The organism is Arthrobacter sp. 01N444 (genome assembly GCF_056399305.1).
In genome coordinates this window covers 1-26,103 of sequence record NZ_JBFTRB010000001.1, presented here as the reverse complement: position 1 = coordinate 26,103, position 26,103 = coordinate 1, and the positions used below count along the sequence as shown (strand labels likewise).

General features: G+C 67.3%; 19 protein-coding genes. 5 read left to right on the top strand and 14 right to left on the bottom strand.

Annotated elements, in window-relative coordinates:
* Positions 1 to 10: 10 nt before the first annotated feature.
* Positions 11 to 922 carry a DUF8083 family protein gene (locus AC1DKN_RS00095; RefSeq protein ID WP_476870142.1) on the bottom strand — a complete coding sequence of 304 codons (912 nt, stop codon included), beginning with the start codon at positions 920 to 922 and terminating at the stop codon, positions 11 to 13.
* A 31-nt stretch (positions 923 to 953) separates the two neighbouring features.
* Positions 954 to 1,760: an exodeoxyribonuclease III gene (locus tag AC1DKN_RS00090; RefSeq protein ID WP_476859440.1), complete on the bottom strand. Its 807-nt coding sequence runs from the start codon at positions 1,758 to 1,760 to the stop codon at positions 954 to 956.
* A gap of 131 nt (positions 1,761 to 1,891) precedes the next feature.
* On the opposite strand from AC1DKN_RS00090, the gene AC1DKN_RS00085 reads away from it, so the two are divergent.
* From AC1DKN_RS00085 to AC1DKN_RS00070, 4 genes are all read left to right on the top strand, one after another.
* The gene (locus AC1DKN_RS00085; protein ID WP_476856194.1) at positions 1,892 to 3,391 is read left to right on the top strand and encodes a CoA-acylating methylmalonate-semialdehyde dehydrogenase; all 1,500 of its coding nucleotides are present in this window, start codon (positions 1,892 to 1,894) and stop codon (positions 3,389 to 3,391) included.
* A complete protein-coding gene (locus AC1DKN_RS00080) occupies positions 3,391 to 4,539 on the top strand; it encodes an enoyl-CoA hydratase/isomerase family protein (protein WP_476870141.1) in 1,149 nt (382 codons plus the stop codon). The genes AC1DKN_RS00085 and AC1DKN_RS00080 overlap by 1 nt, the downstream gene beginning before the upstream one ends.
* Entirely contained in the window at positions 4,532 to 5,491 is a 960-nt protein-coding gene (gene mmsB, locus AC1DKN_RS00075) for a 3-hydroxyisobutyrate dehydrogenase (protein WP_476851800.1), read from the top strand. The genes AC1DKN_RS00080 and mmsB overlap by 8 nt, the downstream gene beginning before the upstream one ends.
* Before the next feature lie 68 nt (positions 5,492 to 5,559).
* On the top strand, positions 5,560 to 6,339 hold the full coding sequence (locus AC1DKN_RS00070) for an enoyl-CoA hydratase (RefSeq protein ID WP_476859436.1): 780 nt from the start codon (positions 5,560 to 5,562) through the stop codon (positions 6,337 to 6,339).
* Positions 6,340 to 6,375: 36 nt separating this feature from the next.
* On the opposite strand, the gene AC1DKN_RS00065 is transcribed toward AC1DKN_RS00070, so the two are convergent.
* The 4 genes from AC1DKN_RS00065 to AC1DKN_RS00050 form a co-directional block, all read right to left on the bottom strand.
* Positions 6,376 to 9,555: a bifunctional cytochrome P450/NADPH--P450 reductase gene (locus AC1DKN_RS00065; RefSeq protein ID WP_476870140.1), complete on the bottom strand. Its 3,180-nt coding sequence runs from the start codon at positions 9,553 to 9,555 to the stop codon at positions 6,376 to 6,378.
* 248 nt (positions 9,556 to 9,803) lie between these two features.
* Positions 9,804 to 10,802 (bottom strand): zinc-binding metallopeptidase family protein, encoded by a 999-nt coding sequence (locus AC1DKN_RS00060; RefSeq protein WP_476870139.1) that lies wholly within the window; start codon positions 10,800 to 10,802, stop codon positions 9,804 to 9,806.
* A gap of 54 nt (positions 10,803 to 10,856) precedes the next feature.
* Entirely contained in the window at positions 10,857 to 11,363 is a 507-nt protein-coding gene (locus tag AC1DKN_RS00055) for a MarR family winged helix-turn-helix transcriptional regulator (RefSeq protein ID WP_476870138.1), read from the bottom strand.
* A 2-nt stretch (positions 11,364 to 11,365) separates the two neighbouring features.
* Positions 11,366 to 13,111, bottom strand: a complete 1,746-nt coding sequence (locus AC1DKN_RS00050) for an AMP-binding protein (protein ID WP_476856200.1) — start codon at positions 13,109 to 13,111, stop codon at positions 11,366 to 11,368.
* Positions 13,112 to 13,489: 378 nt separating this feature from the next.
* Here AC1DKN_RS00050 and AC1DKN_RS00045 point away from each other — a divergent pair, with 378 nt between their 5' ends.
* Positions 13,490 to 14,623 carry an acyl-CoA dehydrogenase family protein gene (locus AC1DKN_RS00045; protein WP_243181414.1) on the top strand — a complete coding sequence of 378 codons (1,134 nt, stop codon included), beginning with the start codon at positions 13,490 to 13,492 and terminating at the stop codon, positions 14,621 to 14,623.
* On the opposite strand, the gene AC1DKN_RS00040 is transcribed toward AC1DKN_RS00045, so the two are convergent.
* The 8 genes from AC1DKN_RS00040 to AC1DKN_RS00005 form a co-directional block, all read right to left on the bottom strand.
* Positions 14,620 to 16,482, bottom strand: a complete 1,863-nt coding sequence (locus AC1DKN_RS00040) for a sensor domain-containing diguanylate cyclase (RefSeq protein WP_476870137.1) — start codon at positions 16,480 to 16,482, stop codon at positions 14,620 to 14,622. The genes AC1DKN_RS00045 and AC1DKN_RS00040 overlap by 4 nt on opposite strands.
* 81 nt (positions 16,483 to 16,563) lie before the next feature.
* Positions 16,564 to 17,238 carry a response regulator gene (locus AC1DKN_RS00035; protein WP_230008106.1) on the bottom strand — a complete coding sequence of 225 codons (675 nt, stop codon included), beginning with the start codon at positions 17,236 to 17,238 and terminating at the stop codon, positions 16,564 to 16,566.
* Positions 17,235 to 19,913, bottom strand: a complete 2,679-nt coding sequence (locus AC1DKN_RS00030) for a DUF4118 domain-containing protein (protein ID WP_476870136.1) — start codon at positions 19,911 to 19,913, stop codon at positions 17,235 to 17,237. Before AC1DKN_RS00030 ends, AC1DKN_RS00035 begins: the two co-directional genes overlap by 4 nt.
* A gap of 12 nt (positions 19,914 to 19,925) precedes the next feature.
* On the bottom strand, positions 19,926 to 20,555 hold the full coding sequence (gene kdpC / locus AC1DKN_RS00025; RefSeq protein WP_476870135.1) for a K(+)-transporting ATPase subunit C: 630 nt from the start codon (positions 20,553 to 20,555) through the stop codon (positions 19,926 to 19,928).
* 10 nt (positions 20,556 to 20,565) lie between these two features.
* On the bottom strand, positions 20,566 to 22,704 hold the full coding sequence (gene kdpB / locus AC1DKN_RS00020; RefSeq protein WP_476870134.1) for a potassium-transporting ATPase subunit KdpB: 2,139 nt from the start codon (positions 22,702 to 22,704) through the stop codon (positions 20,566 to 20,568).
* Positions 22,701 to 24,368 carry a potassium-transporting ATPase subunit KdpA gene (gene kdpA, locus AC1DKN_RS00015; RefSeq protein ID WP_476870133.1) on the bottom strand — a complete coding sequence of 556 codons (1,668 nt, stop codon included), beginning with the start codon at positions 24,366 to 24,368 and terminating at the stop codon, positions 22,701 to 22,703. The genes kdpB and kdpA overlap by 4 nt, the downstream gene beginning before the upstream one ends.
* A gap of 7 nt (positions 24,369 to 24,375) precedes the next feature.
* On the bottom strand, positions 24,376 to 24,474 hold the full coding sequence (locus AC1DKN_RS00010; protein WP_344361134.1) for a potassium-transporting ATPase subunit F: 99 nt from the start codon (positions 24,472 to 24,474) through the stop codon (positions 24,376 to 24,378).
* 271 nt (positions 24,475 to 24,745) lie between these two features.
* Positions 24,746 to 26,103, bottom strand: a 1,358-nt coding sequence (locus AC1DKN_RS00005; protein WP_476870132.1) for an APC family permease, incomplete at its 5' end; no start/stop codon positions are given.

Sequence of the window (26,103 nt, the reverse complement as noted above, 5' to 3'; positions counted from 1 at the left end):
TCGGGCCGCGCTAGGACGCGCGGGCCAGCTGGCGGATCGGCACCCAACGCGAGGCCAGCCGGCGGTAGGCCGCGGCGGCGCCGGTCATGTCCCCCTCCGCCAGGCACTCGATGCCGAGGCGTACGTCCAGCGGCGAATCATCCGGATAGACCTTGTCTGCCACCCCGCCGTAGTCGAGTTCCACCGCCGAGTCCGGGTGGAAGAGCTCAAGCCATTCCGTTAACTGGGTCAGGTCCTCAAGCATGTCGAGATCGGGCGCGGCGAGGGCCAGGTGCGCCACCGCATAGCTCACCCGCTCCAGCGCGTTGCTGATGCCGGCGCGGATGCGGACCGTCACAATGTGGCCGTCGGCTTCGACGACGTCGGTGGGATCCGATTCCTGGAAAAGGCAGAACCAGCTGAACGGAATGCCCCACGTGGACGCCCTGGTGTGGACCCGGCTCAGGCCATCGTGGGCGCGCACCTCATCAATGCGTTCCTGGTGTTTGTCCCGCTGTTCTTCCGGGATCAGCAGCTGGGCCAGGGGCCCGTGGATGCCTTCCATCAGGGCATTGGCGGCCAGTCCGGCGCGGAGGACCAGCTGGCTGGGGCAGTACAGCAACCGGTCGGGCTGCGGGGCGGCCGCAGTCCCGGACCCGGCGGCGTCGTGCGCTGCGCCGGACGGGGCCCGCCTGGCCGGAGCCGCGACAACGCGCACCAGATCGGTCCGGCCGGTGGGAAACGGATCCCCGTCGGGCCGGGTGATGCGGCCCAGGGACGCCAGGAGCTCGGCGTTCTCCACAGCCGCGCGGGACGCCTGGCCGGCGCCGGCGGCCTCCAGGGTCTTCCGTTGCTGTTCGGGGAACGCCTCGAGGGGCTCGTAGATCCGGAGCGCGGAAGAGAACGGCAGCCCGGACTGTCCGTGGTAGATGCTCCCCGTCATTGGATCACGACGCTTCCCTGGCCGGCAGCCATTAGTCCGCCAGTTCCGCAATCACCGGGGCGTGGTCCGAGGCGCCCTTGCCCTTGCGCTCCTCGCGGTCGATCATCGCACCGGTGACCCGTGCCGCCAGGGCCGGGGAGGCGAGGATGAAGTCGATCCGCATGCCCTCCTTTTTCGGGAAGCGGAGCTGCGTGTAATCCCAGTAGGTGTAGACGCCGGGCCCCGGGGTGTGCGGGCGGACGACATCCTGGAAGCCGGCCTCCTCGAAGGCATGGAAGGCGGCCCGCTCAGGTTCACTGACGTGGGTGAGGCCCCCGGAGCGGAAGTAGTCGATGTCCCAGACGTCATCATCCAGGGGGGCGATATTGAAGTCGCCCATCAGCGCAATCTGCGCCTCGGGGTCCTCCTTGACCCAGGTGCCGGCGTGGTTTTTCAGGATGTCCAGCCAGTTGAGCTTGTAGGGCATGTGCTCATCGTCGAGGGCGCGGCCGTTCGGGACATAGAGGCTCCAGACCCGGACGCCGCCGCACGTGGCGCCGATGGCGCGGGCCTCCTGCACGGCGTCCTTGCCGCTCTTGCCGAACACGGGCTGGTCCAGGAAGGTGCGTTCGACGTCGTCGAGTCCCACCCGGGAGGCGATCGCGACGCCGTTCCACTGGCTCAGGCCGAAGTGCGCCACCTCGTAGCCCATGTTCTCGAAGAGCTCCCAGGGGAAGTTCTCGTCCTTGCATTTGGTTTCCTGGATGGCCAGGACGTCGCAGTCCGTGCGCTGAAGCCAGGACTCCACACGGTCGGCGCGGGCACGGAGCGAGTTCACATTCCAGGTAGCAATCTTCACAGTCCCTAACTTACCGAACTTGGCCCCCGGACGAAGCCGCCGGCCGGCTCCGTCCTCTGGAAATTAGTAGGAAGTCCGAGTATATTCGGCTGCAGAGATGATCTAGGTCACATGCAAAGGAGCATTCGGTCATGGTTCGAGAACTATCCCATTACATTGACGGGCAGCGGGTTGAGGGAACCTCCGGCCGGTTCAGCGACGTCTATGATCCCTGCACCGGCGAGGTCCAGGCCCGGCTTCCTCTGGCCAGCACCGAGGAGGTGCGCAACGTCATCGCCAGCGCCGAAAAGGGGCAGGTGGAATGGGCCGCGATGAATCCGCAGCGCCGCGGCCGGATCCTGCTCAAGTTCGTGGACCTGGTCAACGAGCATATGGACGAACTCGCCACCCTGCTGTCCTCCGAGCACGGCAAGACCTTCCCGGACGCCAAGGGCGACATCCAGCGCGGCATCGAAGTGGTCGAGTTCGCCGCCGGCGCCCCGCACCTGCTCAAGGGCGAGTTCTCGGACAACGCCGGAACCGGCGTCGACGTGCACTCGATGCGCCAGCCCCTCGGCGTCGTAGCCGGCATCACGCCGTTCAACTTCCCGGCCATGATCCCGCTGTGGAAGTCCGGGCCGGCGCTCGCCGCCGGCAACGCCTTTATCCTCAAGCCCTCCGAACGGGATCCCTCCGTGCCGCTGCGGCTGGCCGAGCTCTTCACCGAAGCGGGCCTCCCCGACGGCGTCTTCAACGTCGTCAACGGGGACAAGGAAGCGGTGGACGCGCTGCTGGAGGATCCCCGGGTCCAGGCCATCGGGTTCGTCGGCTCCACGCCCATTGCCCAGTACATCTACGCCACCGCCGCGGCGAACGGCAAGCGCGCGCAGTGCTTCGGCGGCGCCAAGAACCACATGGTGATCATGCCCGACGCGGACCTGGACATGGCCGCGGACGCCCTGATCGGGGCAGGCTTCGGCTCCGCGGGCGAGCGCTGCATGGCGATTTCGGTGGCCGTTCCGGTGGGCCAGAAGACCGCGGACGTCCTCGTGGAGAAGCTGCAGGAGCGGATCGCCGGCCTCAAGGTCGGCCACAGCCTCGCCAAGGACTCCGATTTCGGCCCGGTGGTGGCGGCCTCCGCGAAGGACCGGATCGAAGGCTACATCGCCTCCGGCGTCGAAGAAGGCGCGAGCCTGGTGACCGATGGCCGCGGCCTGAAGGTGGAAGGCTACGACGGCGGCTTCTGGATCGGACCCACGCTGTTCGACAACGTCACGAAGGACATGAAGATCTACAAGGAGGAAATCTTCGGCCCGGTCCTCAGCGTGCTCCGCGCCGAAGACTACGACGAGGCCCTCCGGCTCTGCAGCGAACACGAGTTCGGCAACGGCGTGGCCATCTTCACCCGCGACGGCGACGCCGCCCGGGACTTCGCCAGCCGGGTCCAGGTGGGCATGGTGGGCATCAACGTCCCCATCCCCGTGCCGATTGCTTACTACACCTTTGGCGGCTGGAAGGCGTCCGGATTCGGCGACCTCAACCAGCACGGGGCCGACGCCTTCCGCTTCTACACGAAGACCAAGACGGTCACCAGCCGCTGGCCGTCCGGTATCCGCCAGGGCGCCAGCTTCATCATGCCGGAAGGCAGCTGATGGGGGCGGACGTTGCGCGGGTAGCGGACAGTGGAGCAGCGGCAGGCGAACCCTTGGCCGGGGAAGCAGGGGAAGTGACGTTTGAACGGCGCGGCCACCTCGGCGTCGTGACCCTCAACCGGCCCGCGGCCGTCAACGCCCTGACGGCCGGCATGGCCGCCGCGATGCTCGAACAGCTCACGCTCTGGGCCGACGACGACGCCGTGGCTGCGGTGCTGGTCCGCGGCGCCGGGGACCGGGGCCTCTGCGCCGGCGGTGACATCGTGGCCATCTACCGGGACATGCTCGACGGCGGGGACGCCACCGCAGACTTCTGGGCCGTCGAGTACCGGCTGAACCTGCTCATCTCCGAATACCCCAAGCCGTACGTCGCGTTCATGGACGGGCTGGTGTTGGGCGGCGGCGTGGGGATCTCGGCCCACGGCTCCGTACGGATCGTCACCGAACGCACCCGCACGGGCATGCCCGAAACGACGATCGGGTTTGTTCCCGACGTCGGCGGCACCCTGCTGCTCTCCGGCTCGCCGGGGGAGACCGGCACCCATGCGGCCCTGACCGGAGCCCACCTGAGCGGCGCGGACGCACTGTTCCTGGGCCTCGCCGACTGCTTCGTGCCCTCCGGCCGTTTGCCGGGCCTGGCGGCAGCGCTCGAAACCGAGGCGGCCGAGGCCGCTGTGGCCCGATTCGCCGAACCGGCACCGGCTTCAGTCCTGGCCGCACAGCAGGAATGGATCGACGCCTGCTACTCCAGCGACGACGCCGAGGAAATCCTGCGCCGGCTGCGGGCCTTCGGTGGAGAGGCGGGCGGGGAGGCCGCCGCAGCCGCTGACACCATCGAGGCCAAGTCGCCGACGGCGGTCAAGGTGGCGCTGGAATCCCTGCGCCGGGTCCGCGGCCTGAGCCTGGAGCAGGCGCTGGAGCAGGAGTACCGCGTCGGCCTGCGCTTCCTTGACGGCCCGGACTTCCGCGAAGGCATCCGCGCCCAGGTGGTGGACAAGGACCGCAATCCCCGCTGGAAGCCCGCCACCCTTGCCGAGGTCACCGGGACGGACGTCGCGGCCTACTTCGCCCCGCTGGGCGGGCGCGAACTGAAACTCTCTCCGAAAGAGAACAACGCGGAGAACAACAAGGAGAAGAACCATGTCTGACGCAGGAGCCCCGGATACCGGCACCATCGCCTTCCTCGGCCTGGGCCACATGGGCGGCCCCATGGCCGTCAACCTGGTCAAGGCCGGCTACCGGGTGACCGGCTTCGACGTCGTGCCGGCGGCCCTGGACGCCGCCCGGGAGCACGGCATTCCCACTGCCGGGACGGCTGTCGAGGCGGCGGCGGGCGCCGCCGTCGTGCTGACCATGCTGCCCAGCGGCAAGCACCTCCTTGACGCCTACCGCGGCACGGGCGGTACGCCCGGCCTGCTCGAAGCCGCCGCCCCGGGCACCATGTTCCTGGATTGCTCCACCATCAACGTGGACGAGGCCCGCGAGGCCGCAGAACTCGCGGTCGCGGCCGGCCACCGCGCCGTCGACGCCCCCGTGTCCGGAGGCGTGGTGGGCGCCGAGGCCGGCACGCTCACATTCATGGTCGGTGCCCTCCCGGAGGACTTCGTGGCCGTCAATCCGCTGCTGGAAGTCATGGGCAAGCGGGTGGTCCACTGCGGCGCGCACGGTGCCGGCCAGGCGGCCAAGATCTGCAACAACATGATCCTGGGCGTCTCGATGATCGCCGTCAGTGAGGCCTTTGTGCTGGGCGAGAAGCTCGGCCTGACCCACCAGGCGCTGTTCGACGTCGCTTCCGCCGCCTCGGGACAGTGCTGGGCGCTGACCACCAATTGCCCCGTGCCCGGTCCGGTCCCGACGAGCCCCGCCAACCGGGACTACCAGCCTGGCTTCGCCGGGGCGCTCATGGCCAAGGACCTCAACCTGGCCCTCAACGCGTTGCAGAGCACCGGCGTCGCGGCCCGGCTCGGGCCGCTCGCGGCCGAAATTTACGATACGTTTGCCGCGGAAGGCGGTGCCGGCCGGGACTTCTCGGGCATCATCACCGACATCCGGGAAAAGTCGGAAGCAGGCAAATCCGAGGCAGGCACGGCCGGGCACTAGTCCCGGACCGAGGCCAACGCGCAACATCAGAACCAGAACCAGACCAGCACCACCTAAGGGGACCACCCATGACGGAACAGTACGCAAACATCCTGGTGGAGCGCCGCGGCCGCGTGGGCCTCGTGACGCTCAACCGGCCCGAGGCCCTCAACGCCCTGAACAAGGCCACGATGGACGAGCTGGTGAAGGCAGTCGCCGCGATGGACGCGGACCCGGGGGTCGGTGCCGTGGTGGTGACCGGTTCGGCGAAGGCCTTTGCTGCCGGCGCGGACATCAAGGAAATGCAGTCCAAGGGCTACATGGACATGTACGCGGCGGACTGGTTCCGCGGCTGGGAGGACTTCACCCGGCTCCGCATCCCCGTCGTGGCAGCCGTGTCCGGCTTCGCGCTCGGCGGCGGCTGCGAGCTGGCGATGATGTGCGACTTCATCATCGCCGGGGACAACGCCAAGTTCGGCCAGCCGGAAATCAACCTTGGCGTGCTCCCCGGCATGGGCGGCTCGCAGCGCCTGACCCGCGCAGTGGGCAAGTCCAAGGCGATGGACATGATCCTGACCGGCCGCTTCATGGACGCCGAGGAGGCCGAACGCGCGGGCCTGGTGTCCCGGGTGGTCCCCGCCGCGGACGTCGTCGAGGAGGCACTGAAGGCCGCCGAGGTGATTGCGTCCAAATCCAAGCCGGTGGCGATGGTGGCCAAGGAAGCGGTGAACGCCGCGTTTGAGACCGGGCTTGCCCAGGGCGTGCTGTTTGAACGGCGCGTGTTCCACTCGCTGTTCGCCACCGAGGACCAGAAGGAAGGCATGGCCGCCTTCACCGAGAAGCGGCAGCCGGAGTTCAACCACCGCTAGGCGGCACCGGCCGGCCGTGGGAGCGGCGGGGCGGCCTCAGGTGAAGATGTCGGCCACGTACCTGCCGTGGGTGCGCTCCACCTCATCCATCCAGGCCTCGGCCTCCGCCTTGGAGGCGCCGGTCGCTTCCTGGTAAATGAGGGCGCACGTGTCCCGGACCGGCGGCGCCATGTGCTTGCCGTCGCCGCAGACATAGACCGTGGCGCCCTGCCGGACCAGTTCGACGACGTCGGCCCGGTCTGCCCAGAGCCTGTCCTGGACGTATTTCAGGCCGTCCTCGGGTGCGGTGGAAAAGACCGGCCGCAGATCGAGGTTGGCTTGGTCCGCCCATGACGCGAGTTCCGAGCGGTAGAGGAAGTCGGTGTCCGGGGCGCGGCAGCCGAAGAACAGCAGGGCAGGTGCCGGCGTCGTCTCCTCGGCCTCGGCCCGCAGCGCCCGGTCCTGGACGAACCCGCGGAAGGGGGCCAGTCCCGTCCCCGCGCAGACCATGATGAGCGGGACCGCCAGGGACGGCGGCGGGTGGAAGGCCGCGTTCGAGGGGCGGACAGTAACCGCGACCCTTGACCCGGGCCTGGCCTGGGCGAGGTAGGTGGACGAGGCCCCTTCGAAGACCCCGCGGCCGGACCACGCCGGAGCCTGGATGACGGCGAAGGTCAGGGTCACGTGGTCGGGGCTCCAGAGCGGGGACGAGGAGATGGAGTACCGCCGGGGGGTCAGCTGGGTCAGCAGTTGCAGGAACGAGGTGAACGACAGCTGGCATGACGGATACGCCTCCAGCAGGTCAAGGATGGAAACGCGCTTGTCGAGGATCTCGGCCGCGTACCGCCCGCGGTCCTGGGCCAGGGCCTCAAGTTCGGCGCGGTGGGCAGGATCGGCCGCGACATCCGCCAGGTCCTCGAGCTGGGTACGGGTGGCGGGGACTGCGAGTTCCACGTAGCTGCTCAGCAGTTCGCCCACGGCCACCGGCGCGCCCGTGGGCAGGAAGGTGTCCCCGCGCTCCATGGTCAGCTGGACGTGCGAATCGTAGTCGAGGTTGAAACGGGCCAGGGCCCGCTGCACGAGTTCGCTGGGATTCAGGGGCAGCACGGCCAGATAATCCCCGGTCCGGTAGCTCATCCCCTCGGGCAGGGCGATCTCGACATGCCGCTTGGACCGGGCGCCGGGATTAGCCAGATCGACCAGTTCCCGGTTCGCGACGACGGTGCCCAGCGCCAGCCCGTTCTGGCGCAGCATCGGGTCCCGGACGTTCCCGACGAACTGCAGTTCCAGCTCGGGCTGCGCTGTCGGCGGGCTGGTCCGCTGCCCCAGGGCGGCGTCCGCCGCGGGCCAGAATCCCGCGTACCACTCTTCGAAATCGCCGAAGAAGTCACCGCGGGCGTTGGCCTCGCCCCGGGCATAGATCCGCGTGGCACCGGCAGCCTCGAGCCGGGCGTCGATGGCCTTGGGCACCTCCTGGTACGTCCTCGCCCAGTCCTTGTTGCCGTTGCCGAAGACCGTGTACCGGACCCCGGCGAGGGCACCCGGCCGCAGGCCCTCGGTCCAGGCCACGAATTTTCGGGCGTTGTCCGGCGGCTGCCCCTCGTAGGAGGACGTCACGATCGCGACGAGCCCCTCCGTGGGCAGCCCGCCGGCCGCCTCGTCGAGCGGACCGATGGTGGGGCTGTAGCCGCGCCGTCCGGCGTCGTTGGCGAGGCGCTGGGCGAAGTCCTTGGACGTGCCTGCATTGGAACCGTAGAGCACCCGGATCGGGACGCCGTTGGGCGCGGCGGCCGCCGCTGCGGCTTCGGCCTGCCGTGCCTGTTCGACGTCGGCCCGGGGGCTAGCCGCGATGGTGACGTCCCGCCTGCGCACGTGGATGAACAGCCCTTCAGGCTTCATGGTCAGCGTGTGTTTGATCTGCAGCTCATAGCCCGGGTCCGCCGCCGTGACCTCGAAGCGCTGCAGGAGCTTGGCCAGAAAGAGCATGGCCTCCTGCAGGGCAAATCCCCGGCCGATGCAGGAGCGCTGTCCGTTGCCGAAGGGCTTCCAGGCATTGGCGGGGATTTCGGCGGCCCGTTCCGGGGAGAACCGCTCCGGGTCAAAGATGCCGGCGTCCTCGCCCCAGGCCGCCTTGTCCCGATGCAGTTGCGGGATCAGGACCATGATGGGCTGGCCCGCGGGGACTTCGTAGCGGCCGCCGAGCGTCGTGTCCTCGTAAGGAGTCACGTTGAACGCCGGAGCGGTGGGCCACAGCCGAAGCGTTTCCTTAAGGATCTGGTCCAGGTATCCCAGCCGGGGCAGGTGCTCGAACCTGGCGCTTTCGGTACCAAGGACCTCGTCCACTTGTGCGCGCGCCTTGGCCAGGACGCCCGGATGGCGCAGCAGTTCGTAGAGTGTAAAGGACAGCAAGCCGCTGGTAGTCTCGTGCCCGGCGATCAGGAAGGTGACCATCTGATAGCGGATGTTTTCATCGGATAGACGCTCACCGGTCACCGGGTCCGCCGCGCTGAGCATGGTGTCCAGGATGTCTTCGCTGCCGGGCGGGCTGGGGTTGCGCCGCCGGTCACTGATGATCTGTTCGGCGACCTCGAACATCAGGGCATGGTCTTCTTCGAGCTGGTGCCGCCTGCGCAGCATGATCTTGTTCTGCACCGGGAGCCTGCGCGCCCGGTCCCCGGATTCAACCAGGGCGCGGACCATGGCGCCGACGAACGGGTGCATCTCCTCCCGGTAGAGGCTGTTGAACCGGTAGCTGAACGAGCACAGGGCGATGGTGTCCAGCGTCAGGCGGGTGGTGCTGTCCGGAATGTCGATCCGCGCCGTGGGGCCCAGCCTCTCCCACTTGAGCAGCAGCTGCTCAACGATGTCGTCCATGCCGGCGAACATCCGCTTCAGCGCTGCAGGCCCGAACGCCGGCATCAGGATCCGGTGTGCCTTTTGCCAGTTGGGTTCCTGTGTATCTGCGGTGAACAGGCCGTCGCCGGCGAACTGCCTCACCTGCCGAAGGGCAACGCCCAGCACTTTGCCGAACCGGGACTCGTCGCACACCTCGTTGACGAGCTGCTGGGAAGAGATGGCGACGATACTGCGGTTGAAGAACTGGATGCGGACTATGGGGCCGTACCGCTCGGCCAGCTCGACTATTCCCAGGATTCCCTTGCTGGAGTCGATGTCCGGCAAATTGCCGACCACCGGCCTCGTGGGAGGCTGCGGTATGGGGACGCTGGGCGAAGTCATGGCCACTCCTAGGCGATCGCCAATGGACGCGCTGTGAGCACTGCTTACTGCCTGGCCGGACGGAACCGTCCTGCCGGAACCACGATACTCCGGTCCGATCCCGCACAAAATAGCTCCTGCCCGGCTTCGCGGGCCATCGTCCCTGACGGCCGAACGCCAAGAAGCGAAGGGTCGGAGACTGTTTTCTTCGTGCTGTCTGCCGGGACGCCCTTCTTGTCAGCGGGCGGGGTCAGCGGGCGGGGCGTTCCTTAGCCGGCGGCCGTCGCTGAGGTTCGCAGCCCGTGGACGAACTCAAGCTTGTCGATAACTGCGGCGGAAAGGACGAAGGGGTACAGATCATCTTTCCCCATGCTGCGGTTGACCTGGTTCAGGGCAAGGGAGAGCGGCAGCCATTCGGTTTCCACAACTTCCTGGAAAGAGGTCCCCCGGGGAGTGCCTGGGATGAGTCCGAATTCCCGGGCGGTGTCGAGGGTGTCGCAGATGTGGAGGTAATGGGCGAACGACTCCGCAAAGTCCTCGTAGGGGTGCATGGTTGCGTACTTTGAGATGAACCGTTCATTCCAGTCCGCCGGGGCGCCTTCGCTGTAGTGGCGGTCTATCTCTGCCTGGTAGTCCTTGGTGTCGTCGCCAAAGAGATTACGCGCCTCGCGCGTTCGTCCGTCATCGCTGAATACCAGCACCGTCTCAAAATAATGCCCCACTTCATGCCGGAAATGCCCGAGCATCGTCCGGTATGGTTCATCGAGTTGGGTACGCATTCGTTCCCGATAGGCATCGTCGCTTTCGGCCAGATTGATGGTGATCACACCGTCAGCATGACCGATCACCACATTTTCCTTGACACTGGACAACAGGTCGAAAGCAAGTCCCCCATCGGGGTCTTCTGTGCGCGTGATGATCGGCAGGCCCAGCCCATCGAGCTCAGCAATGAGATGACGCTTGGCCCGCTCAGCCGCAATGAACTGCGATAGGCCTTTGGCGTCGCTGTCGTTCGGGCGAGTCCGCGTGAGCTCACAGCTGAAGCACTGACTGCCGCCCTCCAGGGCAAGCCAAGTGCAACCGGAAAGCAAAAAATTAGCGCACCGGTGCCAAGTGGCTCCCGACTCATCGGTGTACTGTCCCTGACTGCCTGTTGCGACTATGGCGCGGGCGTTCCGCAGGTATGCCAAGTTAGTTCCGCAGTGCAGGCAGACCGAATTTTCAAAGTACACGCTCGAACCGCAGACACCGCAGGATTGTTTTTTCACTTCATGATCTTAGCCGCGGCCACCGGGCTTCACCCGGTGCCCGGCGCCCGGGTCTCAGACGCTGAAATCACCGGCGTTCCGGCGGAATGTGCCCAGGATCCGGATCAGCTGGTCCACGTCCTGGTCCGCGAAGCCGGACTGGCCAAAGACCTCGGAGTTCAGCACCGCCGTCGCCCGTTTGGCCAGGGTGCGGCCTTCCGGGGTGAGTTCGATCAGGGTGGTGCGGCCGTCCGTGGGGTGCGGCGAGCGGATCACCAGCCCGGCCTCCTGGAGCCGGTCCACGGCATTGGTGACTGAGGTGGGGTGGACCTGCAGCAGCGCGCTCGCCTTGTTCATGGGCAGCGCCCCGCTGCGGGCGAAGCTGAGCAACGCGAGCAGCTCGTACCGGGCAAAGGTGAGCCCGAACGGCTTGAGCACCGTCTCGATCCGGCCGAGCAGGATCTGCTGGGTCCGCATGATGGCGGTGATGGCGGCCATCGGGGCGGCGACGTCGGACCAGCCGTGGCGCTCCCAGTTCAGCCGGGCGTCGGCAATCGGATCTCGCGGCAGCGGTGTTCCCATGTTCAGCCCTGACCCTTGAGCCCGGGGAAATCGGAGTCGGAGTACTCGACGCCGAGGCCTTCCGGGACGGGCCCGCCGCCGTGGCGCACTTCCTCGCTGTGCCGCAGCTCCACGCGCCGGATCTTGCCGGAGATCGTCTTGGGGAGCTCGGCAAACTCCAGCCGGCGGATCCTTTTGAACGGTGCCAGGTGCTCCCGGCAGTACCGCAGGATGTCCTCGGCCAGCTCCGGGCCCGGCTGGTGTCCGGCCGCAAGAACCACAAAGGCCTTCGGCACCGACAGCTTGAGCGGGTCGGGAGAGGGGACGACGGCGGCCTCCGCCACCGCGGGGTGCTCAATCAGCACGCTCTCCAGTTCGAACGGGGACAGCCGGTAGTCGGAGGACTTGAAGACGTCGTCGCCGCGGCCCACATACGTGATGATGCCGCGCTCGTCCCGGCTCGCCATGTCCCCCGTGTGATAGTAACCGTCGCGGAAAGCCTCCGCCGTCTTGTCCGGGTCGCCGTAGTACGCCTTCATGAGCCCCACGGGGCGGGGGTCGAGGCGCAGGCAGAGCTCGCCGTCGTCAGCCTCCTCACCAGTAGCGGGGTCCACAAGCACGACGTCGTAGCCAGGCAGCGGCTTGCCCATGGCGCCGATCTTGATCGGCTGTCCCGGCGTGTTCGCGATCTGCACGGTGGATTCGGTCTGGCCGAAGCCGTCCCGGATGGTTTGCCCCCATGCGCGGTGGACCTGGTCGATCACCTCGGCGTTGAGCGGTTCGCCGGCGGATACCACCTTGGTGGGCGGGTTCTTGAGCAGGGTGAGATCGGCCTGGATCAGCATCCGCCAGACCGTGGGCGGGGCGCAGAAGCTGGTCACGGATTCGCGGTCCATCTGCTCCATGAGCGCCCTGGCGTCGAAGCGTTCGTAGTTGTAGATGAACACACACGCCTCGGCGATCCAGGGGGTGAATACATTGGACCAGGCGTGCTTGGCCCAGCCCGGCGAGGCCACGTTGAGGTGCACGTCGCCCGGTTCCATGCCGATCCAGAACATCGTGGACAGGTGTCCCACCGGGTAGGACGTGTGCGTGTGTTCGACGAGTTTGGCCTTGGACGTGGTGCCCGAGGTGAAGTACAGCAGGAGCGTCTCGTCGGCCAGGGTGGGGGCGTCGGGGGTGAAATCCGTACCGGCCGCGGCAGCATCCGCGCCGTAGTACTGCAGGGCATTGGCCTGGGCGGCGGCGGGGTCCCCGGCGCTGGCGCCGACTTCAATCAGCGTGTACTGGCCGGCGACGTCGGCGAACTTCGCGATGTTGGCACTGCCGACGGCGGCCCAGGCCGCACCGCCGCGTTCCACCCGGTCCTGGAGATCGGCCGGTCCCATCAGCGTGGTGGTGGGAATCATGACGGTCCCCAGCTTGATGCCGGCCAGCATGAGTTCCCAGAGCTCAACCTGGTTGCCGAGCATGATGATCATCCGGTCCCCGCGCCGCACACCTGCCCCGCGCAGCCAGTTGGCCACCTGGGACGAGCGCCGGGAGAGGTCAGCGAAGCTGCGCCGGGTCGCGGACCCGTCCTGTTCAACGATCACCAGCGCAGGCTTATCCGCCTTGGCCGGGTCCGCGGCGAGCTGGTCGAACCAGTCCAGTGCGAAGTTGAACTCCTCGAAGCGGGGCCACTGGAAATCGTTGCGGGCGCCGTCGTAGTCCCCGCGCAGGGCCAGCAGCCGGTCCCTTGCGGCCCGGAATTCCTCAGTCACGGTCATGGTGCACCTTTCGAAGTCCTCGGGCGCTGCCGTTCCGGGCGGTCGGTGGCACGGCGCCGTTGCCTGGGATCCACCGGCCCGGCACGGCGCCTGCCTAGTGATCCCCGTCACTGTGCAATATACTAGGACATCCAAGGGTTTGGAAGGGCGGCGCTGCTCTGCAGGCGTTGCATGACGAAGGGATACGTGCCCGTGCAGCCACAAGGACGTGCCAGCGGACCTGCCGCGAGAGCGGAAAACGGAGCCGAAAACAGAGCGGAAAGCGGAGCCGAATCAAATACAGCGGAAAACACAGCGGGATCAGACACGGCGGAATCCGCTACAGCCGTCGCCGCATCCGAAGCCGCGGCGGAGCCGCCGTTTCCCGACGCCGACCTCATGTACATCGTGGACCTGCTGCCGCCGGACGAACAGCTCCGCTACCAGGAGGTCCGGGAATTCCTGCAGTCCCGGATCCGGGCCGCATCAATCGATTACTGGAACCGCGAGGAGTTTCCCTTCGGGCTGCTCGCCGAACTCGGCAAATACGGTTTGGGCGGGCTGCAGACGGACGGCACGTCCAAGCTCTTCAAGGGGCTCATGTATGTCGAGGTGGCGCGCGCCGACGTGTCCCTCTCGGCGCTCGTCGGGATCCACAACGAGCTGATCGTCGGCATGATCGACGAGCTCGGCTCGGAGGAACAGAAGGCGCGCTGGCTCCCTGGCCTCACCGCGTTCACCCAGCTCGGGGCGTTCGCCCTGACGGAGCCGGACCACGGCTCGGACATCGCCGGCGGCCTGGAAACGACTGCGCGGCTGGACGGCGACGAGTGGGTCCTCAACGGCGCCAAGCGTTGGATCGGCGCGGGCACCATCGCGGACTTCGCCCTCGTGTGGGCCCGGGACGTCGCTGACCAGCACATCAAGGGCTTCATCGTGGAGACGGACCGTCCGGGCTACACCGCAACCAAGATCGCCAACAAGATCGGCCTGCGCATCATGCAGAACGCGGACATCGTCCTCGACGAGGTCCGGATCCCGGCGGCCAACCTGCTGCCCGGCGCCACCAGCTTCTCCAAGGCCAACGAGCTCCTGCGCGATTCGCGGGCCTGGGTGGGCTGGCAGGGTGCCGGCATCCAGCTGGCCGCGTTCGACGTCGCGCGCGCCTATTCGCTGAAGCGCCGCCAGTTCGGCAAGGAACTGGCCCGCTTTCAGCTCATCCAGCAACAGCTCGCCGAGATCCTGGGCAACGCGACCGCCTCCCTGGCCCTGATGGCCCAGCTGGCGCGCATCCAGGAAGAGGGCAAGCTCGAGATGGTCCAGGCCGCCATGGCCAAAGCGACCACCACGCGGCTGGCGCGTGCCTCGGTGGCGATGGGGCGGTCCCTCATGGGCGGCAACGGCATCAGCAGCGACTATGAGATGGGCAAGCTCTTCGGCGACGCCGAGATTCTCTATACCTATGAGGGCAGCTACGAAATCAATTCACTGATCGTGGCGCGGGCCGTGACGGGAAAGTCCGCTTTCGTCTAGGCTCCGAGTGTGTCAGCGCCGTCCCGCGCCTGGCGGCTCCGTGCCTGCCCGTTCTGTGCCGGGCTGTTCCGTGCCGGCCCGGCCGGGGCAGGCTGAACCGCCGGGCTGGCGTGGCCGTAGCGGGACGTGCGGTTGCGGCCGCCGTTCTTGGCCTCGTACAGGGCCCGGTCCGCGCAGTCCAGGAGCGAGCCGGCCGCGGCGTCGCTTTGCTCGCAGACTCCGGCGGAGATCGTCAGGAAACCAACCTCCCCGAACGGTTCGGACGCGATGGCCTTGCGGGCGCGTTCGGCGGCGCGCAGGGCCTCGGCACCGTCCGTCTCCGGGAGCAGCCACACGAACTCCTCGCCGCCGAATCGGGCCACGATCTCCTCGGCGCGGGCGACCGCCCGGAGCCTGGCCGCGACCTCCGCCAGGACCACGTCGCCCGTCAGGTGGCCGTGAGTGTCGTTGACCCTCTTGAAGTGGTCGATATCCAGGACGACGGCACTCAGGCTTGTCCCGCGGGTCCGGGACTGCGCAACATGCTCGGCGAGGTGCCGTTCCAAGGCCCGCCGGTTGGGCAAGCCACTGAGGGCATCGGTAGTGGCCTGCTGTTCGAGGTCGGTCCGGGCCTCCGTGTTGCCGATGGCGATCTCGACGAGCTCCGCGAACTGGGCCAGCCGCTCCATCATCGCCTCCGTGACCCCGGTGCGCGACTTCGACGTCAGGCTCACGGCGCCCCACAGGCTGCCGCGGACCCGGATCGGCGCCGCCGCCGCAGACTGGAAGCCGCCGGCGCGCATCTGCTCCGCTGCCTGTCCACCTTCCGCCCGGTAGCGAACCAGGGCCGGCTTGCCGGTCACGGCCACCCGGACAGTGGCCGACTCGTCCGTCGGGGCGAAGATCTGCCGCCGGCTCAGCGTCGGCGGCAGCGTCGGCGCCATGGCGACGATTTCCGCCGAGGATGCGCCCGTGAAACGGACGACGGCGGCGGAATCGACGTTGAACAGGTCGCGGACAATCGCGGCGACCCGCTCAGAGATGGCTGCGGGGGCCGCATTACGGGCAACTTCGGTGGCTATCTCGTGCAAAGCCTCCCAAACTTTTTGCTGCTGCAGGCGCTCGGTGATATCAACCGCCACCACCATGCCGGCCGCGGCCTCGTCGTCGGAGTAGACCGGCCCGGCGTTCAGCCGGTAGGTGCGGTGGCCGATCTGCCGGCTCCAGGACACATCGCGGCCGGCGAGGGCAGCGAGGTAGCGCGGCTCGAGCTCGCTGGCGAGATTGCCCTTGAGCACGTCCTGGATGCGCTGGCCTTCGAGCTCTTCCCTGCGGTAGCCGAAGGTCTCCAGCTCCTGGCCTTCGGCGATCAGGTAGCGCAGCTCGGCGTCGAAGAGGAGGACAAAGACGCCGGGGACGCTCCGCGCCAGGGCGCGGTACCGGTCCATGTCCCGTTGCCGGCGCCGGTCGGCCAGGACACGCTCGGTGATGTCCGTGACCAGGACGAAGAAGCCCTGCACCGCGCCGTCCTGGGTATCGGGGGTGTAGGTCACCTCGGTGAAGCGGGACTGGCCCGCGGCATCCACCAGGGTCCGGTCGAACTGCTGCCGCTTCCCGGCGAGCGCTCCCTCGATGTGCGGCAGGTTGGCCTCCAGGACGGTCTCGCCGAGCACGTCCCGGACATGCATGCCGTGAAGCTGCTGGGGTGCGAAACCAAACCACTCGCAGTAGGCGTCGTTGGCCAGGCGGTTGCGGAGTCCCGTGTCCCAATAGCCCACGAGTGCCGGGATTCCGTTCAGGACGGCCCGCAGCTGCGCCGGGATCTCAGGCAGTGGCGACGGACCGGCATCGTCCCTGTTGAGCGGGCTGCGATTAGTCATTGCCCCAGTATCCATTGCCGGGTTGCCTGGCGGGAAACGTCAGTGTCATCGACCGCCAGCGTGTCTGCGCGTCAGCGGGACTCAGGGCATGAACCTGTAGCCGATGCCGGCCTCGGTGAGCAGGTGGCGCGGGCTGGCGGTATCCGGCTCCAGCTTGCGCCGCAGCTGCGCCATGTAAACCCGGAGGTAGTTGGTCTCCTTGGCGTAGGCCGGACCCCAGACCCTGGAGAGCAGCTGCTGCTGGGTGATGAGCTTTTCCGGATTGCGGACCAAAACCTCCAGAATCTTCCATTCCGTGGGGGTCAGCCGGACGTCCTCGTGGTCCCTGGTCACCCGGTGCTTGGCAAGGTCCACGGTGAAGGCATCGGTCCTGACCACTGATTCGTGCTCCGGTTCGACGCTGCGGCGCAGCAGGGCGCGCAGCCGGGCCAGGAGCTCGTCCAGGCCGAACGGTTTGGTGATGTAGTCATCCGCGCCGGCGTCGAGCGCCTCAACTTTGTCCTCGGAGCCGTGCCGGGCGGACAGCACCAGAACCGGCACGCTGCTGAAGCCGCGCAGCTCCTTGAGGACGCTGGTCCCGTCAATGTCAGGCAGGCCGAGGTCCAGAATGATGAGTGAGAGCGGGTTCTGAGTGGCCGCCAGCAGTGCTGAGGTCCCGTCGACGGCGGTGGTGACGGCGTAGCCGTTGGCCTGGAGCGTGATCCGGAGGGCCCTGAGCAGATGCGGGTCGTCGTCGACGACGAGGACCGCCGTCATGCTGCGTCCGGTCCGGACGTGACGGGCAGCGCATGACCACGGCGCGCCACCAGCGAGCGGGGCTCGAACGGGGCCTGGGCCCGGTGCCCGTCATACGGGGTCCCCGTCGACAACGGCAGCCGGATAATCATCGTCAGCCCTCCTCCCGGTGTAGCTTCCGCGGTCAGGCTCCCACCCATGGCGTCCGTGAACCCTTTCGCTACCGCAAGCCCGAGCCCGATCCCAGTGGCCTGCGGGGCGTCGTCGAGCCGCTGGAATGGCCGGAACATTTCCAGGACACTCTCCGCAGGGATTCCCCGGCCGTGATCGATGATACGCAGCTCGCCGGCAGGACGCCCCCCGAGAGTCGCCGGGCTCAGCCCGCCGGCCGCCCCGACCAGGACGATGTCCGAGTCGGGGGCATATTTCACGGCGTTCTCGACGATGTTCGCAATCACCCGCTCCAGCATTCCAGGGTCGGCTTCAATCTCCGGCATGTTTGGAGGCAGGTCCACCCGCACCCTCCCCGCGGGGACGGCGCTCAGGGAACCCGGGATGACCTCATACCAGCGCACGGGTTTGAGCAGGGGATTGACGGCATCCGACGTGATCCGGGACATGTCCAGCAGATTGCCGACCAGCGCGTCCAACCTGTCCGAACACTCCTCTATCGTAGCCAGCAGCTCCTTCTCCTCTTCCTTGGTGAAATGGACGTCGTCGTGCCGAAGTCCGCCGACAGCCAGCTTGATCCCGGCCAGGGGCGTGCGCAGGTCGTGGGAAACGGCCCGGAGGATGGACGTGCGCATCGTGTTGCTCTCGGCCAGGCGCAGCATCTCCCGCCGGCTCGCCACCAGCTGCTGTCGTTCCAGCTGCGCTGCCAGATGAACCCCGAACGCCCCCAGAAGGCGCCGGTCGCTTGCGGGCAGAATCCGTCCGAACAGCACCAGGCGCGTGGAGGCGTCGATTTCTTCGACGTTGTCGCCGGCGGCATCGCTTCCGGTCCCGTCAGCGGACAGGGCAGGAATTTCACCTACGGCGGCCTGGAGACGCCACTGCCGGTCCGGGCTGGCTCCGCTGTCGCCGTCCGCGAGGCCGTAGCCCAGGCTGAAAACAGCAGCACCACGGACCTGGAAAACGCTCAGGGCTTGTTCCAGCAATGCCTGGACCGTGTCCTCCGAGCCGGCGGCACTGCGCGTCAGGTCACCGAGCGTCGTGGCTTCGGCGCGGGCCCGCGCGGCCTCCTTGGAGCGGCGGGCCGATAGGTCGACCACAAGGGCGACGGCGGCCGAGACGCCTACAAACACCAGCAGCGCCAGGAAATTCTGGGGATCGCTGATGGTGAGGTTGCCCAGCGGCGGGGTCGAAAAGTAGTTCACCAGGAGGCTGCTCCACAGTGCGGCCAGGATGGCCGGCCACAACCCGCCGATCAACGCCACCGCCACCGAGCCGGTGAGCTGGACCAGCATGGCCGCAGCCACATTCTGTTCCGGATTCAAGAGCGACAGCAGGAGTTGCAGGACCACCGGGAGCAGCACAGCAAGTCCGAACCCGGCGGCCACCCGGATGCGGCCAAGGTCCCGCTGCCGTGGCGGGCGGGTTCCCCGGCCGCCGAGCGGATGGGAGACCATGTGGACGTCGATGTCGCCGGAATCGCGGACCACCCGGGTGCCGACCCCGCCGCCGAGCAGATTTCCGACCAGGCCGGCGAGCTTTTTGTGCCGCGAGATGCCGACGACGATCTGGGTGGCGTTGACGCTGCGGGCGAAGTCCAAGAGCGCGGCAGCCGGATCCTCGCCGGTCACGATGTGGTAGCTGCCGCCCAGGTCCAGGATCAGGCGGCGCTGGGCTTCCAGCGCCTGGGGCGACTCCTCGGCGAGGCCATCGGCGGACCGGACGTGGACCGCCAGCAGGTCCCCACCGCTGACGCGGTTGAGGATCCTGGCCCCGCGGCGGATCAGGACTTCTCCTTCGGGGCTGCCGGTCAGCCCGACCACGATGCGTTCCCGGGCCGGCCAGCTTTCGTCGATGCCCTGTTCGGCCCGGTACTTGGCCAGGCCCTCGTCCACCCGGTCGGCGAGCCACAGCAAAGCCAGTTCACGCAATGCCGTGAGGTTGCCCAGGCGGAAATAGTTCGAGAGGGCGGCGTCGATCTTGTCGGCAGCGTAGATCTTGCCGTCGCCCAGGCGCTGGCGGAGCACCTCGGGGGAGATGTCCACGAGGTGGATCTGGTCCGCCTTCCGGACGACGGCGTCCGGCACCGTCTCCGCCTGGTGGACATCGGTGATGGCGCTGACAACGTCGCCCAGGGACGCCAGATGCTGGACGTTGACGGTGGAGAGCACGTTGATGCCGGCATCCAGAAGCGCATCGACGTCCTGCCAGCGCTTGGGATTGCGGCTGCCGGGGATGTTGGAGTGGGCGTATTCGTCCACGATCGCGGTCCCTGGCGCCCGGGCCAGGACAGCGTCGAGGTCCATCTCCTCGAACTCCGTGTCCCGGTAGGGCAGCTTCCGGGGTGGAATGACTTCGAGTCCCTCCAGCAGCGCCCCTGTCTCGCTGCGGCCGTGGTCCATGGCGAACGCGACGACGACGTCCTCGCCGCGCTTGCCGAGCCGGTGGGCCTCCTCGAGCATCTCGTAGGTCTTGCCCACACCCGGCGCGGCGCCCAGGAAGATCCGCAGCGTTCCACGTGCCATGCCGTCATTCTCTCACTTGGATTGTGCCGGCTGCGACGGCAGCGCGGCCGCCGCCACGGCGAGGTTGAGGGCAGTCACGTTGACCGACGGCTGGCCGAGAAACGCGACTAACCCACTGCTGGTGTGCTGCTCCATCAGGGAGGCAACGGCGTCGGTGCTGAGGCCGTTCGCTGCTGCCACCCGCGCAAGCTGCAGTTTGGCGTACTCGGGTGAAATGTCCGGGTCCAGTCCGGAACCGCTGGCCGTCACCGCGTCGGCCGGCACCGCTGCCGCATCCACGCCTTCAGCGGCGGCGACGGCGGCCCGGTTCGCGGCGACGGCCTCGAGCAGTTTCGGATCGTTGGGCCCGAAGTTGGTGGCCGAGGACGACGCCGGGTCCCACTTCACGGCCGAGGGCCGGGGGTGAAACCAGCGCGGGTCCTGGGCGCCGGCGTCGTTAGCGGATGACTGGGCGATCAAGGCAGACGCGACCGGGTCGCCGGCGGCGTCCTTGATGATGGAGCCGTTCGCCTGATATGGCGCGATGAGCTGTGCGATGCCGAAAACGGCCAGCGGGTAGGCGACGCCGAGGGCCAGTGTGGCAAAGAGCAGGAACCGCAGTGCGGTGCCGGCCTGGCGGAGGTAGCCGGTGAGTGCGTTCATGGGGGTGTTCCTAGCCGATTCCGGGGATGAGGGAAATCATGAGGTCGATGATTTTGATGCCGATGAAGGGTGCGATCAGGCCGCCGAGCCCGTAGATCAGCAGGTTCCGCGCCAGCGCCTGGTTGGCGGAGACGGCACGGTATTTGACCCCGCGCAGAGCCAGCGGCACCAGGGCGATGATGATTAGGGCGTTGAAGATCACTGCGGACAGGATGGCTGAGGCCGGGGTGGACAGGCCCATGATGTTCAGCAGTCCGAGCCCGGGGAAGGCTGCGGTGAAGAGGGCCGGGACGATCGCGAAGTACTTGGCGACGTCGTTGGCGACAGAGAAGGTGGTCAGGGCGCCGCGGGTGATGAGCAGCTGCTTGCCGATGCCGACGATGTTGATGAGTTTGGTGGGGTCGGAGTCGAGGTCGACCATGTTCGCGGCGTCCTTCGCGGCCGGGGTTCCGGAGTTCATGGCGACGCCGACGTCCGCCGCGGCCAGGGCCGGGGCGTCGTTGGTGCCGTCACCGGTCATGGCCACGAGCCGGCCTGCGGCCTGTTCCTTTTTGATGACCGCGAGCTTGTCCTCCGGGGTTGCTTCGGCCAGGAAATCGTCGACTCCGGCTTCGGCGGCGATGGCCTTGGCGGTGATGGGGTTGTCGCCGGTGATCATGACGGTCCGGATGCCCATTTGCCGCAGTTCGGCGAAGCGGGCGTGCATGCCGGGTTTGACGACGTCGGCCAGGTGGATGGTTCCCAGGATGTCCGCCCGGCCCTCCTTGTCCACCTGGGCGACCAGCAGGGGGGTGCCGCCCTGGGCCGAGATTTCCTGTACCCGGTGGTCGACCTCCGCCGGAGTGTGCCCGCCGAAGTCGGCAACGAACGCCGCCACCGTGGAGGCCGCGCCCTTTCGGATCTGCAGCCCGTCAAGGTCCAGCCCGCTCATTCGGGTGCTGGCGCTGAAGGGAACCACGGCAAAATTGCCGGAGGAGCGTTCAAGTGTGGCCAGATCGGACCCGGTCACGCCCTTGTCCGCGGCGAGGTCCACGATAGAGCGTCCCTCGGGGGTTTCATCGGCCAGACTGCAGACCCGTGCGGCCTCGATGAGTTGGGTCCTGTCCACTTGGTTGGCGGGGAAGAAATTGACGGCGCGGCGGTTGCCGTAGGTAATGGTTCCGGTCTTGTCCAACAACAGTGTGGTGATGTCCCCGGCGGTCTCCACGGCACGGCCGGAGGTCGCCAGCACATTGTGCTGGACCAGGCGGTCCATGCCGGCGATGCCGATCGCAGGGACCAGGGCCCCGATGGTGGTTGGGATCAGGCAGACCAGCAGGGCGACAAGCACGATCGGAGACGGCGTGGCGCCGGCCAGGGCGGCGAACGGTGCCAGAGACATCGTCACGGCCAGGAACACGATGGTCAGGGACACCAGCAGGACGTGCAGCGCGATTTCGTTGGGAGTCTTCTGCCGCACGGCGCCCTCCACCAGCTTGATCATCCGGTCGATGAACGTCTGTCCAGGCTCGGCCGTGATGCGGATGACAATCCGGTCCGAGAGGACCCTCGTGCCGCCGGTGACGGAGGACCGGTCACCGCCGGATTCGCGGATCACCGGGGCTGATTCGCCGGTGATGGTCGATTCGTCGACGCTCGCCAGGCCTTCGATGATTTCGCCGTCCGAGGGGATGACGTCCCCGGCCTCGCAGATCACCACATCATTGAGACGCAGCTCCGTGCCGGGCACGTCCCGGGTGGTGCCGTTGGGCTGGCGGAGCCGGGCCTGGACGCCTTTGCGGCTGGCGCGGAGGCTGTCGGCCTGGGCTTTGCCCCGGCCCTCGGCGATGGATTCGGACAGCGTGCCAAAGAGGACGGTGAGCCACAGCCAGGCTGTGACCGCGATGCCGAACACCGACGGCCGGTACAGGGAGATCGCCGTGCACAGGCCAGCCCCCACCAGCACGGTGAACATGACCGGGGAATGGATCATCTGCCGCGGGGAGAGTTTGCGGACCGCGAGCGGCAGGGCCGCGAGGACGGACGCGAACGTGAGTTTTGCCGGGGCCTTGGTGTGGTGCTTGTGTTCGCCGGGGGTGCCGAGGGGGTTGCCGTCGGCGTAGGTCTGGGCGTCGGTGTCCGTGGCTAATGCCGTGTGAGACCGGGTCATTTGAGGAGTCCTTCTGCGAGGGGTCCGAGGGCAAGGGCCGGGAAGTAGCTCAGGGCGGTCATGATCACTGTCACGCCGAGCAGCAGCGAGCCGAACAGTGGGCCGTGGGTGGGGACGGTGCCGGCGGAGGCGGGAACCTTGCCCTGACGGGCGAGGGAGCCGGCCAGAGCCAGCACCAAGACAATCGGGAGGAGCCGGCCCAGCAGCATGCCCAGGCCCATCATGACCGACATGAAGGGGCCGGAGGTGGTGATGCCACCAAACGCGGAGCCGTTGTTGTTGGCCCCGGACGTGAAGGCGTAGAGCACTTCGCTGAACTGGTGGGGACCGGTTGCTGGCGCGTTGGCCATGCTGTCCGGCAGCAGGACGGTGATTCCGGACAGGGCCAGCACCAGGGTCGGGGTGACCAGGATGTACATGGCGGCGAGCTTCATTTCCGTCGGGCCGATCTTCTTGCCTAGATACTCCGGGGTGCGCCCGACCATCAGCCCGGCGATGAAGACGGAAATGATCGACAGGATCAGCAGGCCGTAGAGCCCGGAACCGGTTCCGCCGGGAGCGACCTCGCCGAGCATCATGTTCACCATGGCTATTCCGCCGGCCAGCGGCGGCAGCGAATCGTGGGCGACGTTGACGGCGCCGGTGGAGGTCAGAGTGGTGGAGGTAGCGAAGATCGCGCTTGGCACGGGGCCGAAGCGCTGTTCAAACCCCTCGCCCAATCCGCCGGCGGCCGCTGTCGCCGTTCCCTGCCCGGCAGCCACGGCCCAACCCATCAGCGAAATCGAAGCCAGCCACAGGGTGCCCATCACGGCGACCACCGTATAGCCCTGCTTCTGGTCGCCCACCATCCGGCCGTAGGCGTAAGGCAACGCCGAGGGGATGAGCAGGATCAGGAACACCTCAAAAAGACTGATGAAGGCGTTGGGGTTTTCGAACGGGTGGGCCGAGTTGGCATTGAAGTAGCCGCCGCCGTTGGTTCCCAGGATCTTGATGGCTTCCTGGGAGGCGACGGGACCGCCGGGAATGGTCTGGCTGACCCCGGACGCCTGGTTGACGACGTCCGTAGGCCAGAAGTTCTGCACCACACCGCCGAGGACCATCACCACAGCCGCGACGAACGCGATCGGCAACAGGACCCGGAACGAGGTCCGGGCCAGGTCCACCCAGAAGTTGCCCAGCCGGTCGGTGCGGGTCCGGGCGATGCCTCGGATCAGGGCGATAACGACGACGATCCCGACGGCGGCAGAAAGGAAGTTCTGCACCGCAAGCAGGGCCATCTGCACAAAGATGCCTACCGTGGTCTCCGGTACATAGGTCTGCCAGTTCGTGTTGGTCACGAACGAAATGGCCGTGTTCATGGCCACCCAAGGATCCACGCCGGGCAGGGATCCGCTGCCCGGCAGGACGCCCTGCAGCCGCTGGAGGCCGAACACGGCCAGAATGGACACGGCCGAGAACGCCAGGACGCTGCGCAGGTAGACGGACCAAGTCTGCTCGGTGTCGGCGTCGACCCCGGCCAGCCGGTAGAAGAGGCGCTCGGGCCGGGATGACGTTTTGCCCTCGAAAACCCGGGCCAGGTAGATGCCCAGGGGCTTGTGCACGGCCGCCAGAACGATGAGGAGGGCCGCCACCTGGGCAGCAAAGGATGCAGCGTTGAACGTCATGATCCGCTCACCACTTTTCCGGGTGGATCAGGACGGCCAGCAGGTAGCCGAAGAGGCACAACCCGGCCAGCAACAGAACGAGCCACATGATCGCGTCGGCGCTCACTTGCCGCTCTCCGGCCGGTCATCGGCACTGCCGACCATTCCGGCCAGGACGTGGCCGATCCACATGACGAACCCCATGGACACCATGAGGATTCCGATAACAGCCAGGTCGGCCATTGCAGGTTCCTTTCATCCGCGCCCCGTTTGCGGGGCTACTGAAAGTCAATCCCTGCCAAGAGCGAAATAACCGGTTCCTGATGGTTTCTTAACGCCCGGACGGCCGATCTTGACGCAGTCTTAACGGGCGCGGAAAGCGCGCCGTCCCGCGGCCATTAGCCGACGTGGACCCAGGGCCGTTTGGTGACGTCCGGTTCGGCTTCGCGGAGCACTTCGCGCGTGACCGGGGCGATTTCACCTTCGCCGAAGGCCAGGAAGCGCAGCAGGTTGGTGACCGGGTTGCCTTCGGTCCAGCGGAAGTAGATGTGCGGCATCAGCCCGGTGACGTCGCGGATGTGCAGCAGCACGGAGGCGATCGTGTTCGGCACAACTGGCCCGTGGACCTCCAGGATCTGGTAACCGTGCCGGGTGACCCCGTTGACCTCGAGCGCGGTCTCGAAGTCCGAGGAGTCGTCCACGACGACTTCGAGGAACAGCGCCTGGTAGTCCACGGGGAGGTGGCTGACCTCGATCGCGGACGTGAGCTTGTCCAGGTACGCTTCAGGGCTCAGCCGCAACGGCTCGTGGGCGATGATGGCGATCGGACCTTCCAGGTTGGCGGACATGAACTCCAATGCCTTCCGGTCCATGTGGACATGGGTCGCGTGGAGTTCGAAGGAGCGCCGGATGCGGGAAAGCAGGGAGATCACAATGATGCCCCCGATGAAGAACGCGGCGATCCGGATGCCTTCGGGCCGTTCGATGATGTTGGCCACCGTGGTGTAGATGAACACGACGGCGATGACGCCAAACCCGATAGTGCGTTTGCGCTGTTTCCCGCGCCGGGCGGACAGTGCCACCGCCACCGCGGCGGAGGTCATCAGGACCAGGACGCCTGTGGCGTAAGCGCCGCCCTGGGCGTCGACGTCGGCGTCGAACAGCCAGGTGATCAGGAACCCCACCAGGGTGAACACCAGGACCAGCGGGCGCACGGCCCTTGCCCACCCGGGGGCCATGCCGTACCGGGGCAGGTAGCGCGGCACGAGGTTCAGCAGCCCGGCCATGGCGGAGGCGCCGGCGAACCACAGGATGGCGATGGTGCTCAGATCGTAGACGGTGCCGAATCCGTTTCCCAGGTATTCGTGCGCGAGGTAGGCCAGGGCGCGGCCGTTCGCCGGGCCGCCGGGTTCGAAGTCCTGCGCTGGGATCAGGACCACCGTGGTGAAGCTGGTCGTGATCAGGAAGGCACTCATGATGACGGCGGCAGTTGTCAGCAGCCGGCGGGCACCGTCGATTCGGCCTGCCGGTTTCTCTTCCGTGTCACCGGGGCGTCCCTGGATCTGCGGCATCACGGCCACGCCGGTCTCGAAGCCGGACAGGCCCAGGGCCAGCTTGGGGAAGACGAGCAGCGCGATGCCCACCACCATCAGCGGGCTCCCGTGCTGGGTGGTCAGGGCCAGCCACCAGTCGTCCACGGCAACTGGGTGGGTCAATGTTTCGAATATTGTCGTGACTACCACGACGACGTTCAGGC

Coding starts and splice junctions, on each gene's coding strand:
- AC1DKN_RS00095 (WP_476870142.1), bottom strand. CDS start 922: ATGACGGGGAGCATCTACCACGGACAGTCCGGGCTGCCGTTCTCTTCC.
- AC1DKN_RS00085 (WP_476856194.1), top strand. CDS start 1,892: ATGGTTCGAGAACTATCCCATTACATTGACGGGCAGCGGGTTGAGGGA.
- AC1DKN_RS00080 (WP_476870141.1), top strand. CDS start 3,391: ATGGGGGCGGACGTTGCGCGGGTAGCGGACAGTGGAGCAGCGGCAGGC.
- mmsB (WP_476851800.1), top strand. CDS start 4,532: ATGTCTGACGCAGGAGCCCCGGATACCGGCACCATCGCCTTCCTCGGC.
- AC1DKN_RS00070 (WP_476859436.1), top strand. CDS start 5,560: ATGACGGAACAGTACGCAAACATCCTGGTGGAGCGCCGCGGCCGCGTG.
- AC1DKN_RS00065 (WP_476870140.1), bottom strand. CDS start 9,555: ATGACTTCGCCCAGCGTCCCCATACCGCAGCCTCCCACGAGGCCGGTG.
- AC1DKN_RS00055 (WP_476870138.1), bottom strand. CDS start 11,363: ATGGGAACACCGCTGCCGCGAGATCCGATTGCCGACGCCCGGCTGAAC.
- AC1DKN_RS00050 (WP_476856200.1), bottom strand. CDS start 13,111: ATGACCGTGACTGAGGAATTCCGGGCCGCAAGGGACCGGCTGCTGGCC.
- AC1DKN_RS00045 (WP_243181414.1), top strand. CDS start 13,490: ATGTACATCGTGGACCTGCTGCCGCCGGACGAACAGCTCCGCTACCAG.
- AC1DKN_RS00040 (WP_476870137.1), bottom strand. CDS start 16,482: ATGACTAATCGCAGCCCGCTCAACAGGGACGATGCCGGTCCGTCGCCA.
- AC1DKN_RS00035 (WP_230008106.1), bottom strand. CDS start 17,238: ATGACGGCGGTCCTCGTCGTCGACGACGACCCGCATCTGCTCAGGGCC.
- AC1DKN_RS00030 (WP_476870136.1), bottom strand. CDS start 19,913: ATGGCACGTGGAACGCTGCGGATCTTCCTGGGCGCCGCGCCGGGTGTG.
- kdpC (WP_476870135.1), bottom strand. CDS start 20,555: ATGAACGCACTCACCGGCTACCTCCGCCAGGCCGGCACCGCACTGCGG.
- kdpB (WP_476870134.1), bottom strand. CDS start 22,704: ATGACCCGGTCTCACACGGCATTAGCCACGGACACCGACGCCCAGACC.
- kdpA (WP_476870133.1), bottom strand. CDS start 24,368: ATGACGTTCAACGCTGCATCCTTTGCTGCCCAGGTGGCGGCCCTCCTC.